Annotated in this window: 13 protein-coding genes; 4 read left to right on the top strand and 9 right to left on the bottom strand. The window is 61.0% G+C overall.

The annotated features are described in order from the left end of the window. Positions 1–44 precede the first annotated feature (44 nt). Together BN1012_RS15250 and BN1012_RS15245 are read left to right on the top strand one after the other, a co-directional pair. Positions 45–1520: an MFS transporter gene (locus BN1012_RS15250; RefSeq protein ID WP_081826442.1), complete on the top strand. Its 1476-nt coding sequence runs from the start codon at positions 45–47 to the stop codon at positions 1518–1520. Positions 1521–1523: 3 nt separating this feature from the next. Further along, positions 1524–2954: an MFS transporter gene (locus tag BN1012_RS15245; protein ID WP_052535458.1), complete on the top strand. Its 1431-nt coding sequence runs from the start codon at positions 1524–1526 to the stop codon at positions 2952–2954. Positions 2955–2957: 3 nt separating this feature from the next. Here BN1012_RS15245 and BN1012_RS15240 read toward each other — a convergent pair whose 3' ends face one another. The 6 genes from BN1012_RS15240 to htpX all read right to left on the bottom strand — a co-directional run bounded on the left by BN1012_RS15240 (position 2958) and on the right by htpX (position 9972). Further along, entirely contained in the window at positions 2958–3278 is a 321-nt protein-coding gene (locus BN1012_RS15240; protein ID WP_043950251.1) for a YbjQ family protein, read from the bottom strand. A 20-nt stretch (positions 3279–3298) separates the two neighbouring features. Then, positions 3299–4897, bottom strand: coding sequence for a bifunctional phosphoribosylaminoimidazolecarboxamide formyltransferase/IMP cyclohydrolase (gene purH, locus BN1012_RS15235; protein WP_043950250.1), 1599 nt, complete (start codon positions 4895–4897; stop codon positions 3299–3301). An 86-nt stretch (positions 4898–4983) separates the two neighbouring features. Beyond that, on the bottom strand, positions 4984–6879 hold the full coding sequence (locus BN1012_RS15230; RefSeq protein WP_052535455.1) for a heparinase II/III family protein: 1896 nt from the start codon (positions 6877–6879) through the stop codon (positions 4984–4986). Positions 6880–6934: 55 nt separating this feature from the next. Then, complete coding sequence (rpe, locus tag BN1012_RS15225; protein ID WP_043950249.1) at positions 6935–7594, bottom strand: ribulose-phosphate 3-epimerase; 660 nt, start codon at positions 7592–7594, stop codon at positions 6935–6937. 73 nt (positions 7595–7667) lie between these two features. Then, entirely contained in the window at positions 7668–9038 is a 1371-nt protein-coding gene (locus tag BN1012_RS15220; RefSeq protein WP_081826441.1) for an RsmB/NOP family class I SAM-dependent RNA methyltransferase, read from the bottom strand. A gap of 61 nt (positions 9039–9099) precedes the next feature. Next, on the bottom strand, positions 9100–9972 hold the full coding sequence (gene htpX / locus BN1012_RS15215) for a zinc metalloprotease HtpX (RefSeq protein ID WP_043950248.1): 873 nt from the start codon (positions 9970–9972) through the stop codon (positions 9100–9102). A gap of 165 nt (positions 9973–10137) precedes the next feature. Here htpX and BN1012_RS15210 point away from each other — a divergent pair, with 165 nt between their 5' ends. Together BN1012_RS15210 and BN1012_RS15205 are read left to right on the top strand one after the other, a co-directional pair. Next, the gene (locus tag BN1012_RS15210) at positions 10138–10365 is read left to right on the top strand and encodes a DUF1674 domain-containing protein (protein ID WP_043951202.1); all 228 of its coding nucleotides are present in this window, start codon (positions 10138–10140) and stop codon (positions 10363–10365) included. 24 nt (positions 10366–10389) lie between these two features. Beyond that, positions 10390–11091, top strand: coding sequence for an extensin-like domain-containing protein (locus tag BN1012_RS15205; RefSeq protein ID WP_171815991.1), 702 nt, complete (start codon positions 10390–10392; stop codon positions 11089–11091). A 9-nt stretch (positions 11092–11100) separates the two neighbouring features. On the opposite strand, the gene BN1012_RS15200 is transcribed toward BN1012_RS15205, so the two are convergent. The 3 genes from BN1012_RS15200 to acs form a co-directional block, all read right to left on the bottom strand. After that, positions 11101–11895, bottom strand: a complete 795-nt coding sequence (locus BN1012_RS15200; RefSeq protein ID WP_043951200.1) for an SDR family NAD(P)-dependent oxidoreductase — start codon at positions 11893–11895, stop codon at positions 11101–11103. Positions 11896–12053: 158 nt separating this feature from the next. Further along, positions 12054–12587 carry a hypothetical protein gene (locus BN1012_RS15195; RefSeq protein ID WP_145973488.1) on the bottom strand — a complete coding sequence of 178 codons (534 nt, stop codon included), beginning with the start codon at positions 12585–12587 and terminating at the stop codon, positions 12054–12056. 67 nt (positions 12588–12654) lie between these two features. Then, on the bottom strand, positions 12655–14607 hold the full coding sequence (acs, locus tag BN1012_RS15190; protein ID WP_043950246.1) for an acetate--CoA ligase: 1953 nt from the start codon (positions 14605–14607) through the stop codon (positions 12655–12657). Between the last annotated feature and the right edge of the window lie 114 nt (positions 14608–14721).

The raw sequence follows: 14721 nt of genomic DNA, 5'->3' as shown, positions 1-14721 counted from the left end.
GACCCGGGTCAACCGCGGCCCACTCGCCGGGAGGCACACAAGGTTTGTCACAAGACGTCACCGAAATTCCCATCACCCCGTCCACACCCGCTGGCGTGGATAACCCTGGGCCTGACACACAGGCCGCTGATGGCGGCACGCCTGCTGACAAACGTGGTCAGATTTCCTGGGCGATCTTTGAATGGGCACGCAACCCGTATGTCCTGCTGATCACCATCTATGTGTTTGCGCCTTACTTCTCCAACCATGTGGTCGGTGACCCGGTTCAGGGACAGGCGATCTGGGGCTATATCAATGGCTTTGCCGGGGCGGCGATCGCCATTCTTGCTCCATTCCTTGGTGCCATTGCGGACCTTGGTGGCACGCGCAAGCCCTGGATCATTGCGTTCACGCTGGTGATGGTGCCTGCAATGATTGCTCTGTGGTTTGCCCTGCCCGGTGATGGCGGCATTGGCATCTGGGGCGTGGCGCTTTGCATTGTGACGATCACCATCGCCTATGAGTTTTCGGCGGTGTTTCACAATTCCATGCTGCCCTCCATCGCGCCGCATTCGCGCATCGGGTTTCTGTCGGGACTGGGCCTCGCGCTGGGCAATCTCGGCGGCCTGCTGATCCTGATTTTCATGCTCGTGTTCTTCACGCTGCCCGGCAATGTGCCGTGGAGCTTTATTCCCGATACACCGCTTTTCGGCCTCGACCAGTCGCTGTTCCAGGACAGCCGCATTTCCGGCCCCGTGGCCGGGATGTGGCTTGCGGCCTTCTCGCTGCCTTTGTTCCTGTTCACGCCCGACGCTGCCAAGAACACCATCGGTGCGTGGGAAGCCATGCAGAAGGGTGTGCGGCGCGTGGTGCAGACGGTCATGCGGCTCAAGCACTACCGCAATGTCGCCACCTATCTGGGTGCGCGCATGCTCTACAATGACGGCAAGACCGCTGTGCTGATCTTCGGCGGTGTCTATGCTGCCGGCGTGTTTGGCTGGGGCACACTGGACATGCTGGTCTATGGCATCATCCTGTCAGTCTTCGCGGTGCTGGGTGGCCTGATCGGTGGCTGGCTCGATGATACGTTCGGCTCGAAGATCGCGATCATGACGTCAATCGGCGGTACGACAGTTGGTCTGCTGCTTGCGGTTTCGATCACGCCAAACGAACTCTTCTTCCAGCCGTATGAAAGCACCGGCCCCATCTGGTCGTTGCCGTTCTTCAAGACGCTGCCGGAACTTCTCTATTTGTGCGTGGTGATCATCATCGCGATTTTCATCACGGCGGCCTACGCCAATTCGCGCACAATGCTGGCGCGCATTGCTCCGGCAAAAATGATGACTGAGTTCTTTGGTCTGTATGCGCTGTCGGGCACGGCAACGGCATTCGTTGCGCCTATCCTCGTGGGCATCTCGACAGACATGTTCGACAGTCAGCGGGCGGGCTTTGCTTCCATTCTGCTCCTGCTCTTGGCGGGTATGGCCGTCATGATCTTCGTCAACGAGACGCGCGCCGAGCGTGCCGATGGAGACCATTAGGACATGAGCGAAGGCTGGCCACGCGGCGAAGAGGACACGGCGACACAAACAGCGTCCCATGGCGAACCGTCCAACCACACCGGTGGTCAGGTCGGGTGGCTGATGTATGAGTGGGCCAACCAGCCCTACTTCTCGCTGATCACGATTTTCCTTTTCTCAAACTATTTCGCCAATGTCTTCTTCCAGGGTGACGCCGCCGACGGTCAAGCCTATTGGGGCTACACCCAAGCGATTGCGGGCATTGCCATCGCGCTCATGTCCCCCATTCTCGGGGCCATGGCGGATGCCGCAGGCCCGCGCAAACCGTTCATCGGGTTCTTCCTGCTGGGTGTCTCGTTCGGCTGTGTCGGTTTGTGGATTGCAGAACCCGGCGGTGCATTGTTGCCGATCATGGCGCTCGTCATTGTGGCGTCGATCTCTGCTGAGTTCGTCACGACATTCGCCAACGCCATGCTGCCAAACATCTCGACCGAACGGCGCATGGCGCTTTTGTCCGGGGTTGGCTACGGCATTGCGCAGGTGGCAGGCATCTTTGCCCTGGCCATCGTGCTGTTTGCGTTTCAGCTGCCCGGCAACATTGAAGCCTCTTTCATTCCTGATGCGCCGCTGCTGGGGTTGGACAGGTCTGCCTATGAAGACGAGCGCATCGTCGGACCGCTGGCAGGCCTGTGGTTCCTGGTGTTCATGCTGCCGCTGTTTTTACTGACGCCGGATCAGCCAAAGACGGGTCTCAAGCGCGGGGCCGCTGCGCGACAGGGCATCCGTCAGCTGCGTGAAACGTTTCGGCGGCTTCGTCATTTCCGCAATATCGGGCTCTATCTCATCGCCCGGATGCTCTACTACGATGGCTGCACGGCAGTCTTTATGTTCGGCGGCATTATCGCGGGTGCACTGTTCGGCTGGAGCGCCCTGGAACTGGCCGTGTTCGGGATTGTCGTCACGCTGTTTTCGGCCCTTGGCGGTTTTCTCGGGGGCGTCATTGATGCGCGGATTGGCAGCAAGCGCACAATCGTTGGTGCGTTGCTGGTCGTGATCCTGACCTCCGTGGCGCTTGTCTCTGTGGACAGCGACACGATGTTCTTTGTCCTTGAAGTCGCGCCGCGCGCGGAAGGGGCTGCGCCCTTCTCAAGCGCGGGTGAAATCGCGTTTCTTGTCATCGCCTGTCTGTTCGGGCTTGGCGTTGGCCCGGCCCTTGCCTCAAGCCGCACCATGCTGGCGCGTCTTGCGCCGCGCGACATGATGGCTGAATTCTTCGGGCTTTATGCATTGGCGGGCAAGGCAACGACGTTCCTTGCGCCGCTCACCATCGGGATCGTGACCCAGGCCACCGGCAATCAGCGGCTGGGTCTGTCCATCGTGCTCGTGTTTCTGCTGGCCGGTCTGGCGTTGATGTTCTTCGTCAAGGAAGAGCGATCAGAAGGGCTTCACGCCTAGGGGCTATTCAATCACAACCGCTGTGCCGCACGCGGTGGCCATGAGGATCGACCCCTTGGCGCCGACTGACTCGTAGTCTATGTCCACGCCCAGGACTGCATTGGCACCCATGGCCTGCGCATTGGCGACCATATCTTCAATGGCGGCTTCACGGCTGGAGCGGAACACTTTTTCATAGGAGCCTGAGCGCCCGCCGAAGAAGTCTCGCAGACCAGCAAAGATATCGCGGACCACGTTGGCGCCGGTCACTGCTTCACCGGCAACAAGACCTTTGTACTCGGTGATCCTGCGGCCTTCGATGCTGTTGGTGGTTGTGACAAGCATGATGGAAGCTCCCGTGTTTTCTAGTGACGGAAGTGACGCATGCCGGTCAGCACCATGGCAAGGCCTGCTTCATCGGCTGCGGCGATCACTTCATCATCGCGAATGGATCCGCCGGGCTGGATGACAGCCGTTGCGCCGGCTTCTGCAGCGCTCAGGAGGCCGTCTGCAAAGGGGAAGAAAGCGTCTGATGCGACGACCGACCCCTTGGCCAGAGCCTCGGTGAGGCCTGCTTCCCTGGCGGCATCTTCCGACTTGCGGGCGGCGATGCGGCTTGAGTCCACGCGGCTCATCTGGCCGGCACCGATGCCCACGGTGGCGTTGTCCTTGGCATAGATGATGGCGTTTGATTTCACGTGCTTGGCAACGCGGAAGGCAAACAAGAGGTCGCTCATTTCCTGTTCCGACGGCGCGCGCTTGGTCACCACTTTGAGGTCTGCGGGCATCACGCGCCCTGCATCGCGGGATTGTACGAGCATGCCACCAGCAACAGTCTTGGCGGTGAAGCCCTTGGCTTCAGGATCCGGCAGACCACCAGTAATCAGTAAGCGGAGGTTTTTCTTCTTGGCGATGATCTCGCGTGCCGCATCATCTGCGTCTGGTGCAATGATCACTTCGGTGAAGATGCCGGAAATCTTTTCAGCCGTTGCGCCGTCGAGTGTGCCGTTGAGGGCGATGATGCCGCCGAAGGCTGAGACGGGGTCGCAGCGCAATGCTTTTTCATAGGCTTCAGCCAGTGAGCCACCCAGAGCAACACCACACGGGTTGGCGTGCTTTATGATGGCAACGGCCGGCTGTTCTGTACCAAACTCCGCCACACATTCAAAAGCCGCGTCTGTGTCATTGAGGTTGTTGTAGGAAAGCTCCTTGCCCTGCAGCTGGGTAGCGGTCGCAACGCCGGGGCGGTTGTCGCCTGTTGTGTAGAAGGCCGCATTCTGGTGCGGGTTCTCACCATAGCGCAGCGTCTGGGCCAGCGTGCCGGCAACGGCCCGATAGGTAGGGGCGTCGTCTTCAATCTCGTTGGCAAACCAGTTGGAGATTGCTGCGTCGTAAGCGGCGGTGCGCGCATAGGCCTTGGCGGCGAGGCGCTGACGCAGCTTGAAGCTGGTCTTGTTGTCGTTGGCATCCATGTCCGCCAGCACGGCGCCGTAGTCGCTGGCGTCCACCACAACGGCCACGCCGTCATGATTCTTGGCGGCGGCGCGGATCATGGCGGGGCCGCCGATGTCGATGTTTTCAATCGACGTGTCGTAGTCCGCGCCTTTAGCGATGGTTTCTTCAAACGGGTAAAGATTCACCGCCAGCAGGTCGATGGGCACGATGTTGTGCTTGTTGGCTGCTTCCTCGTGGGTGGCGTTGCCCCGGACATAGAGCAGGCCGCCGTGGACGCCGGGATGAAGTGTCTTGACTCGGCCATCCATCATTTCCGGGAACTGGGTGATATCGGAAACGTCCGCCACTTCCAACCCAGCATCCCGCAGGGCTTTGGCTGTGCCGCCGGTCGATACCAGCTGCACGCCCCGTTCCGCCAGTGCCTTGCCGAAGTCTATCAGGCCGGTCTTGTCGGATACGGACAAAAGGGCGCGGCGGACAGGGCGAATGGGCGAGTGGTGTTCGGTCATGAGGGAGACAAGCCTTTGAAGGACGGGTGCATATGTGAATGCGGGCGCGATAGCACGTTTGGCGGGCGGCATGAAGCCCACAGCTGCTATGCGTCTTGCGGGGTTTCGGCTGCATCTGCCGGAGCGGGCGGGACACCGATGGGCGGGACTGCCGGGTCGGCATCCTCAGGGGCAAAGGCATCGGTTTGCTCAGGCTTCGTCGTGGATTCGTCCGCAGTGCCCAGATTTTTGGTGGTCAGCCTGCGGAAACTCCATTTGACGTGGGCTTCGTCCCGGAAGACGTGGTGGCTGACCACGATCTGCTGGGACCGGCGGGGCGGACCGGGCTGGCCCATATAGATGGATTCTTCCAGGCCCATTTCCGCGTTACCGCTGGCGCGGAACTGCCAGCCATCGCCATTGGGCAGCAGCGCCAGAATGGTGGTGCCGTCATGGGCGAGCGAAACTCGGACGTCAGGGTGCAGGTGGAAGCGGATGGTAAAATCTTCTTCGCGGTCGCCATGGGTGAAAAACCTGAACGGGTCCCACCAGGCAGCAGCGGCCGGCCGCAGGCGAAACAGGGTGTCTTCGCCGCGAAAATCGTCACCGTCTGCGGAAAGGTACACCCGCCGCTCATGCTCGAGGCCAAAGCGCTGGATGTAGCCGTCATGGCGCATTTCCAGCCAGACGCCGCGTTCTTCTTCCGTGCGTCGGCTTTCCACGAGCTTGGGACCGCGCACCAGACGGGGGCCGAGCATCCGTCGCAGCCAGCGGGCCTGAAGAATGTGCGCGGATGATGTGTCGTCCACCGTCACTGTGGAGTGGGCAGCCGTGGCGCGAGCAACGTCCGACCATTGGTCCGCCTGAGCGGTCTGTGCATGCATGTGGCTGGGGCCGCAATTGACGACCAGCCGATGACGTCCCGCGCTCATTTCAAAGCTCAGGCAGCCCGCATGGGCCTGGGTGGCATGGGCAGGTTTGGGCGGTGCGCCGGCATCTACGACTATGAGGGTGCGTCCTGCTGCTGCCCGCTGAAAGCCTGAATGGGGTGCAAAGCCGAAAGGCCGGCCATTGGCATCATCGCGGGCGAGGACCGCATCCACGGCACCGCCGGCGCTTTCATCGGCCCCGTTGAACATGGTCAACCGTCCGTCTCCATGACGGAAGAAGCGCAGCATGGGCATGGCCCGGTCGATGGCGCTCAGGACCGTCGATGGCACTTCAACATTGCGGGCCATGAGGGCGTCGCGCAGGGTCACAAGATCTGTCAGCAGCTCCAGCTGAACCAAGGGGTTGCGGCTGATATGTCCGCCATCGGGAAGGAGTTGACGGTCGAGTTCGCGCATCAACACCGCAAGTCCTTTTGCCTGCCGGGTGCGTCCTTCGGTAAGGGTGAGCCCGGACAGGGTCAGGCCAATGGCCGCTGTCAGCCGCTTTGGACCATCCGGCGCGCGGCGTGCTGTGCGTGCCAGATGGCGGGCCTGCGATGCCATGGAGCGCAGCAGGGTCGAGCGGTACACCAGCTCGGCATTTTCAAGCAGCATTCCGCCATGGCTGGACCAGGAAATAAGCCGACGGGCGATCACATGGGGCTGCCATGCTGTGGTGTTCCACTGGCCGCAACTGTCCAGCCATAGCTGAGCCAGTTTCTGGGTGGTTGCGGTCTTGTCCTCGCCGGGCAGAATTGCGAGATGGCGCAACCAGCCAAAGCCATGCAGCTCTTCGGCGAAAGCGGGTGATGGCGGGGGAAGGGTAAAGGGGTTCTGGCCCGTGCTTTCTAACGTGCCGCCGTCGAGATCAAAACGACCGTTGAGAATGCGTTCGCCGGTCTGGGTTCTGGCTGGGCGCAGTTCCGGCGGGTTCAGCACGATGGCGTCGGGCATCGGGCCACCCAGAGTCAGGCGGTAGGGCTTGGACGAATAAGCAAGATTGGCAAGCGTTCGGGTGGCAAGCCCAAGGGAGCGGGCTGCGAGATGTCCGGTCAGTTCTGCCGGGCCGCTCATTGTCTTACGCCGTCTCCTGTGTTTGCCGCATTTTCAGGTGAGTTTTGCTCGCCGGTTATTCGCCTCGAAGCATTTTGATGTTGGATGCATATGCGTCCGGGCCGCCCTTAAAGGTGGCGCTGCCTGCGACGAGAACATCGGCCCCTGCCGCAACAACGCGTGGCGCTGTTTCAGCATTGATGCCGCCATCTACCTCGAGGCGAATGTCGCGACCGGTTGCATCGATCTTGGCGCGCAGGGCTTCGATCTTGCGCAACTGGCTTTCAATGAACTTCTGACCACCGAAACCCGGATTGACGCTCATGACCAGGATGAGGTCGACGTCATCAATGATCATGTCCACCACGTCGGCCGGTGTGCCGGGGTTCAGTGAGACGCCCGGGCGCTTACCCAGTGAGCGAATGAGCTGCAATGTGCGGTGGATGTGCGGGCCTGCTTCGGCGTGTACCGTGATGATGTCCGCGCCAGCTTCGGCAAATTCTTCCACATACGGATCCACCGGCGAAATCATGAGGTGGACGTCAAACACCTTGTCCGAGTGTCCGCGCAGGGCCTTCACCACCATCGGCCCGATGGTGAGGTTGGGCACAAAGTGGCCGTCCATCACATCCACATGGATGAAGTCGGCGCCCGCAGCGTCAATGGCACGGACCTCTTCACCCAGACAGGCAAAGTCGGCAGACAGGATGGATGGGGCGATTCGTACGTTTTGCATGTCTTTGACGTAGCAGAGCCGGGCGGTTCACGGCAACAAATGAGAGGCGTGGAAATGAGAGGGGATAGCTGCCCTATTCGGCGCGTTTAAGGCGGGCTGCAAAAAAGCCATCCATGCCGCCTTCTGACGCCCAGAATGTGGGCAAAGTGCGCATGTCACCCGTTGGCGTTACCGCCTCTTCAAGACCCGGCAGGTCAGCCTTGGTGATTGGTTCGCGTTCAAATGCCGGATTTGCCGCCAGGAACTTTTCAATCCGCTGCTCGCCTTCTTCGGGCTGAAGCGAACAGGTGCAATAGATCAGCGTGCCGCCGGGGGCGGTCAGCTCGGCTGCCTTGGCCAGCAGTTTTTCCTGCTGCATCACCAGCTTTGCCAGGTCGGACGTGGATTTGAGATGGGGAATGTCCGGGTGCCGCCGGATCGTGCCGGTCGCAGAACACGGGGCATCCACAAGCACATGGGGGAACGTCTTGTCGTCACCGTCGGGCTCCCAGCCCAGCGCATTGGCGGTGACCACATTTGCGTCCAGCTTCGTGCGCTTGAGATTATGGGTCACACGGACCAATCGTTTAGCTGAGCGATCGAGCGCCGTCACATTGGCGCCTGCAGCTGCCAGCTCCAGCGTCTTGCCGCCGGGCGCTGCGCACAGGTCAAGCACGCGGGCGTCCTTGACGTCACCAAACAGCTTTGCGGGCAGGGCGGCGGCAGCATCCTGCACCCACCATTCCCCGTCCTTGTACCCCTCCAGCGTATCAACCCGGCCACCTTCGGTCAGACGGACACTGCCGGTGGGCAGGACAGTGCCTTTGAGTTTTTCTGCCCAGCCTGCGGCGTCAGACTTCACGGAGAGGTCGAGCGGGGCTTCGGTCAGATGAGCCGTCGCGATGGCAGAAGCTGTTTCCTCACCATAGGTCTCGCGCCAGCTCGTCAGCAGCCATTCAGGTGTATTGAGCGCAACGGCATCCTGCGCGTCGCGCAGCTCAGCGCCTTCACGGGAGGCGCGGCGCAGCACTGCGTTCAGCAGGCCCGAGAAATGGCGGGCATTCTTGTCGGTCTTGGCCAGTGCCACGCAGGCACTCACGGTGGCGTGGGGTGCTACGTCCAAAAACAGCAGCTCGGCGATGGCGCCATAGAGGATCTGCGGCGCAATACCGGATTTCTCGGGCAGCGGCTTGTCGAGGAAATGGGTCAGGATGTCGGTGATCTGACCCTGCCGGCGCAGGGCTGTTGCGGCGATGGTGCGCGCAAAGCCACGGTCTCGCGGGTCCAGCCGCGCCAAGGTCCCGTTCACGTCCTGCTCGGTCGCCAGCGCCTCGTCCAGCGGGCGACCTTCGGTCATGACCGCGGCCAGCAGTGCTGCTGAAGCGCGCCGGGCACCGAGGCCCGGTGTTTTGTTGGCGTTGGGGCGCTTGTTGCGGGTGTTGTTTTTTGGTCGAGGTGTGTTCATGGCGCGCAGCTATACGCAGCTTGGGGCCGCAAGTAAAAGGCCGTGTGTCCCAGGGGGCCCTTTACCCCCAGGGGCGGGCCTTCTCGCCTGGCCCGGTTTCGCCCGCCATGGCCCGCAGGGCGGCCACCCGATTTGCCGTGTTGGGATGGGTGGAAAAAAGCGCATCGCTCTTTTGGGTGTGCAGCGGATTGATGATGAACAGGGAGGCTGACGCCGGGTTGCGTTCAGCCACATTGTTGTCGATCCGCGACGCAAACCCCTCGATTTTCTCAAGGGCAGAGGCCAGCCACAAAGGCCGTCCGCAGATTTCAGCGCCCATCTTGTCGGCTTCATATTCCCGGGCGCGGCTGATGGCCATCTGCACCAGGGCTGCTGCCAGCGGTGCGAGGATCATCAAGGCGATGGCCCCGATGATGCCCAGAGGGTTGTTGCGGCTGCCGCCGAAAAACAGCGCGAAGTTGGCCAGCATGGAAATGGCACCGGCCAGGGTGGCGGTGATGGTCATGGTCAGCGTGTCGCGGTTTTTGACGTGTGCCAGCTCGTGCGCCATGACGCCGGCCACTTCCTGCGGCGTCAGGCGGGACAGGAGACCGGTGGTCGCGGCCACGGCTGCGTTTTCCGGATTGCGGCCGGTGGCAAAGGCGTTTGGCTGATCGTTGTCGATGACAAACACCTTGGGCATGGGCAGGTCAGCATTTTCTGCCAGCTGCTTCACCATCTTGACCAGATCGGGGGCGGAGGCTTCGTCCACCTGGCGGGCGCCATACATGCGCAGCACCATCTTGTCCGAATTCCAGTAGGCAAAGGCATTCATGCAAAGGGCGATGACAAACGCGATGGCCGCACCGCCCAGTCCGCCAATGAGGTAGCCGATGCCCAAAAACAGCGCGGTCATTGCCGCGATGAGGACGCCTGTTCGCAAACCGTTGGCCATTTCGTGCTCCTGCCTACGCCATACACCACACAGCGCATCCTGCCAGCTTTGTGGCTGGTTTGGACGCTGCCACAGGAAGGTCTATATCCTTCCTCACAATCTTTTTTGGCCCCACAGAACACTATATGGAACCAGCGTGTGGCGGCTTCAAGACGAGCGAGAATGATGAGCGACGAGCCCGGCAAACCAGAAGAAACACGTGAACCAACCCCAGAACCTCCCAAGGAATTGTCCCCGGCTGCGCGCCGGGCGCTGGCAGAGGCTGAGGAACGCCGGGCTGCCGCGGCCAAGGCTCAGGACGAAACGCGTCCCTCCGAAATCAATGGGCCGTCCGGCGAAGAACCAACCCGGTATGGGGATTGGGAGCGCAACGGTATTGCGTCTGATTTTTAGAGGTTCTGCCTGGGGAGTGCATGTGTGTTGAAAGACTGGTGGCGTAAATGGCGCCCACTCCTTCTCGTGTTTGCGCTGGCGCTTGTTTCCATCTTTGCGTTTCCGCTGCTGCCGGACCGCTATGACCCTTCAACGCCGATTGACCTGACGGTCAAACCCAATTTCGTCACACCCATCAAGCTGGCGCGGATCAATCGCTCCTTTCCCGCCTGCGTGAATGCCGTGCGGGCGGCGGGTCTGGAGGTGGATGATCACAGCATTGCCAGTGACAAGCCGGGCTGCGGCATGGATCGTGGGCTGGCGCTCAAGCAGGCGCGCTATCGTTATGGCGGCGGCATTACCATTACCTGCCCGATGATGGCGGCACTTGCTCAATGGGAACTGCATGTGGTGGCACCAGCTGCGCAAAAACATCTTGGTACGGATGTTTCGCGCGTCGTGCACTTTGGCACGTATTCGTGCCGCAACATCAACGGGTCAGCGACGGGGCGGCGCAGCGCGCATGCCACGGGTCAGGCGCTGGATGTGGGCGGGTTCTGGCTGGCGGATGGCGGGCAGGTGTCCGTGCTCAATGACTGGGATGGGAGTGGCAACAAATCAGCTTTTCTCGAAGAGGTGCGCGATGGATCGTGTGACATCTTCAGGACGGTCCTGTCACCCGACTACAATGCGAACCACAAGGACCACTTTCATTTTGAAGTTGGTGGCTGGGGTATCTGCCGCTAGCGGCCGGCGCTATTTGTCCTGCATGGCGGAACGGCGGCGCGACAGAGATAGCGCAAGGCGCGGTGGGAAGTGCCGCAGGATGGACGCCGTGATGCGGTTGGCCCGCCCGGGTATGATCTGCGCCAGACCTTTTTCACTTGCGTCATAGGTTTCCGCCACGACGTCAGGGGCCTGCATCCACATCCATGATGGCATCTTGTCCACGGTGTCCTGCACGCCTGCGGTGCTGTGGAATTCCGAGCGCGTGAAGCCGGGATTGACGGCGGTGACGTGGACGCCGGTGCCTTCGGTTTCCAGTGACAGGCTCTCTGACATCTTGATGAGGAAGGCCTTGGACGCGCCATACATCGTATTGCCAAGCGTGCCCGGCGCAATGCCCGCAAGGGAGGCCACATTGATGATGCGCCCATATTTACGCTCCAGCATGGCGGGCAAGGCCAGGCGACAAAGATGCGCATAGGCTGTCACCATGATCTGGATGAAGTCACGATGGTCTGCCCAGTCATAGTCGACGAAGTGATCGTTCAGGCCGTAGCCCGCATTGTTGACGAGCACATCCACCTGCAGCCCACGCGCAGTGATATCGGCCCAGATGGCCTTGGGTGCTGCGGGGTCTGCCAGGTCAGCGGTGATTGTCTCGCACTTGATGCCATGGGAGGCGGAAAGCTCTGACGCAATGTCATTCAGGCGATCAAGGCGCCGCGCCGTCAGGATCAGGTCATAGCCCTTGGTGGCATAGAACTCCGCAAAGCATTTGCCGATGCCGGCGGACGCGCCGGTAATGAGGACGGCTCTGGTGGTCATGATAGGTATCCCGGTTGCTGTGCCTGTGCGCACTGCACACGCCCAGGGGCCCTCCGGTCAAGCCGAAGGGAGAGCGTGAATTGGAATGCTGACCTATCCACCTACCGCTTTCCCTTCGGCTTGACCGGAGGGTCTATCTGAGGTGGAAGGTTAGGTGCTCATTTCAGTTTGAAGATGCGCTGGATATCTGAAAGGGCGTCGGTCTGCTGAGCATTCAGTTCCTTGTCTGCGCTGCTGAACGTACCTCTTAGAATTTGCAGCAAGGACATCACTTCTTCGCCGCCCGTTGTCAGCTTACGCAGGCGGCTGGCCATACGCGATATCCCTGCATCCGGGCTACCGCACTCATTCATCAGCCAGCGGCCTAGCACCGCCATTTCATCGGCTTCGTCGCGGGTGACACCAAATTCTGAGGCCATCCCCGTAAGCATTGCGTCGCGGGTTTCCTGAGTGGGGTAACTATCGAGTTCAAGGAAGGCGACGGCAATGCCTGCGGCGGCAATGCGCGGGTCGTCAATGCTATCCACGGCGTGAATGTTGGCCTTCCGACTAAAGCCAAAACGGCGGGCGGCCAGACGCACATCGTTGGCGGCTTCAGCCAGATCTCGCCCGCTCTGTATGGTGCCGCGCGAGCGCATATAGAAAAAGAAGGCTGCAGCAACGATCCCTAGAACGCCTAATAGAATGTGCACCCGTTTGTCCCCCGACAGGAGTGTGTCTGGTTGTGAGACTAACGGGTGCACATGCTAGATCAACAGATTAGGCGCTCTCCCCGCCCAAATTCTGGCGGTTGTTGATCAGGTCGTCGACCACGCCGGGGTCTGCCAGGGTGGACGTGTCGCCGAGATTGGAGAAATCGTCTTCTGCGATCTTGCGCAGGATGCGGCGCATGATTTTGCCGGAGCGGGTCTTGGGGAGGCCGGGGGCCCATTGCAGCAGGTCCGGTGAGGCGATGGGGCCGATTTCCTTGCGGACGTGCTGGACGAGTTCCTTCTTCAACTCGTCTGTTGGTTCCTCACCCTGGTTCAAGGTGACATAGGCGTAGATGCCCTGGCCCTTGATGTCGTGGGGGTACCCGACGACGGCGCTTTCAGCGACCAGTGGGTGTGAGACCAGAGCGCTTTCCACTTCAGCGGTGCCCATGCGGTGGCCGGAGACATTGAGCACGTCGTCGACGCGGCCGGTGATCCAGTAGTAACCGTCTTCATCGCGTCTGCAGCCGTCGCCGGAGAAATACTTTCCTTTGAACTGGCTGAAATATGTCTCGAAGAAGCGCTTGTGGTCGCCATAGACCGTGCGCATCTGGCCGGGCCAGCTATCGGCAATGCACAGATTGCCGGAGGTGGCGCCTTTGAGCGGGTGGCCGTCATTGTCGACCAGCACCGGTTCAACGCCGAAGAAGGGGCGTGTGGCTGAGCCGGGTTTGAGGTCCGTTGCGCCGGGTAGCGGCGAAATGAGGATGCCGCCGGTTTCCGTCTGCCACCAGGTATCAACGATGGGGCAGCGGCTGTCGCCGACCACGCGGTGATACCAGTTCCAGGCTTCCGGGTTGATGGGTTCACCCACGGAGCCGAGCAGGCGCAGGCTCTTGCGCGACGTCTTTGTCACCGGCTCGTCGCCTTCGCGCATCAGGGCGCGGATGGCGGTTGGGGCCGTGTAAAAGATGTTGACGTTGTGCTTGTCGCAGACCTGCCAGCAGCGCGATGAGTCCGGATAGGTCGGCACGCCTTCAAACATCAGTGTTGTCGCGCCATTGGCCAATGGTCCGTACACGATGTAACTGTGGCCGGTGACCCAGCCGACGTCTGCCGTGCACCAGTAGATGTCGCCGGGCTTGTAGTCGAAGACATATTGATGGGTCATCGACGCATAGACAAGATAGCCGCCGGTGGTGTGCAGCACGCCCTTGGGTTTGCCGGTGGAGCCGGAGGTGTAGAGAATGAACAGCGGGTCTTCCGCGCCCATTTCCTCGCAAGGGCACTCATGGTCCACGCGACCGGCGACCTCGTGATACCAGACGTCGCGACCCTCCTTCATGGAGACCGAGCCGCCGGTGTGTTCCACCACGATGACACTTTGAACGTCCGGGCATGAGTCCAGCGCGTCGTCGGTGTTTTCCTTCAGCGGGATCGGGCGGCCGCCGCGTACGCCTTCGTCTGACGTGATGACGAACTTGCTGTCGCAATCCAGAATGCGGCCTGCCAGGGCATCCGGCGAGAAGCCGCCAAAGACGATGGAGTGCACCGCGCCGATGCGCGCGCAGGCCAGCATGGCGTAGGCGGCTTCGGGGATCATCGGCATGTAGATGGTGACGCGGTCACCCTTCTTGACGCCCTGATCCTTCAGCACATTGGCGAAGCGTTGCACGTGGTGGTGCAGCTGCGTGTAGGTGATGGACTGGTCAACGGAGGGGTCGTCGCCCTCCCAGATGATCGCCACCTGGTCGCCCTTGTCGGCGACGTGGCGGTCAACACAGTTGTAGCAGACATTGAGGGTGCCATCCTCGTACCACTTAATGTGCAGATCGCGCTCATGGTATGAGACGTCCTTCACCTTGGTGTAGGGCTTGATCCAGTCCACCCGCTTGCCGTGCTCGCCCCAGAAGGCTGTGGGGTCGGAAATCGACTGCTCGTACATTTCCTTGTACTTGGCGTCGTCCACATAGGCGGACTTCGCCCAGTCGGTGGGGACTTTGATCACTTCGTCGGACATGGTGGCTCCCTGACATTTTGCGCGGCGGGAGCACAGCTTTGCAGCGCTTTCGTCCCGTCCCCGGATTTGTTGGCGCCATTATGGAAGGCCCAACACAACTGCCGCAAGGGTGTG

Origin of the sequence: Candidatus Phaeomarinobacter ectocarpi (genome assembly GCF_000689395.1) — a bacterium.
GTDB lineage: Bacteria > Pseudomonadota > Alphaproteobacteria > CGMCC-115125 > CGMCC-115125 > Pyruvatibacter > Pyruvatibacter ectocarpi.
This window is presented reverse-complemented; position numbering and strand designations above follow the sequence as displayed.

Coding starts and splice junctions, on each gene's coding strand:
- BN1012_RS15210 (WP_043951202.1), top strand. CDS start 10,138: ATGAGCGACGAGCCCGGCAAACCAGAAGAAACACGTGAACCAACCCCA.
- BN1012_RS15245 (WP_052535458.1), top strand. CDS start 1,524: ATGAGCGAAGGCTGGCCACGCGGCGAAGAGGACACGGCGACACAAACA.
- BN1012_RS15200 (WP_043951200.1), bottom strand. CDS start 11,895: ATGACCACCAGAGCCGTCCTCATTACCGGCGCGTCCGCCGGCATCGGC.
- BN1012_RS15220 (WP_081826441.1), bottom strand. CDS start 9,038: ATGAACACACCTCGACCAAAAAACAACACCCGCAACAAGCGCCCCAAC.
- purH (WP_043950250.1), bottom strand. CDS start 4,897: ATGACCGAACACCACTCGCCCATTCGCCCTGTCCGCCGCGCCCTTTTG.
- rpe (WP_043950249.1), bottom strand. CDS start 7,594: ATGCAAAACGTACGAATCGCCCCATCCATCCTGTCTGCCGACTTTGCC.
- BN1012_RS15230 (WP_052535455.1), bottom strand. CDS start 6,879: ATGAGCGGCCCGGCAGAACTGACCGGACATCTCGCAGCCCGCTCCCTT.
- htpX (WP_043950248.1), bottom strand. CDS start 9,972: ATGGCCAACGGTTTGCGAACAGGCGTCCTCATCGCGGCAATGACCGCG.
- acs (WP_043950246.1), bottom strand. CDS start 14,607: ATGTCCGACGAAGTGATCAAAGTCCCCACCGACTGGGCGAAGTCCGCC.
- BN1012_RS15240 (WP_043950251.1), bottom strand. CDS start 3,278: ATGCTTGTCACAACCACCAACAGCATCGAAGGCCGCAGGATCACCGAG.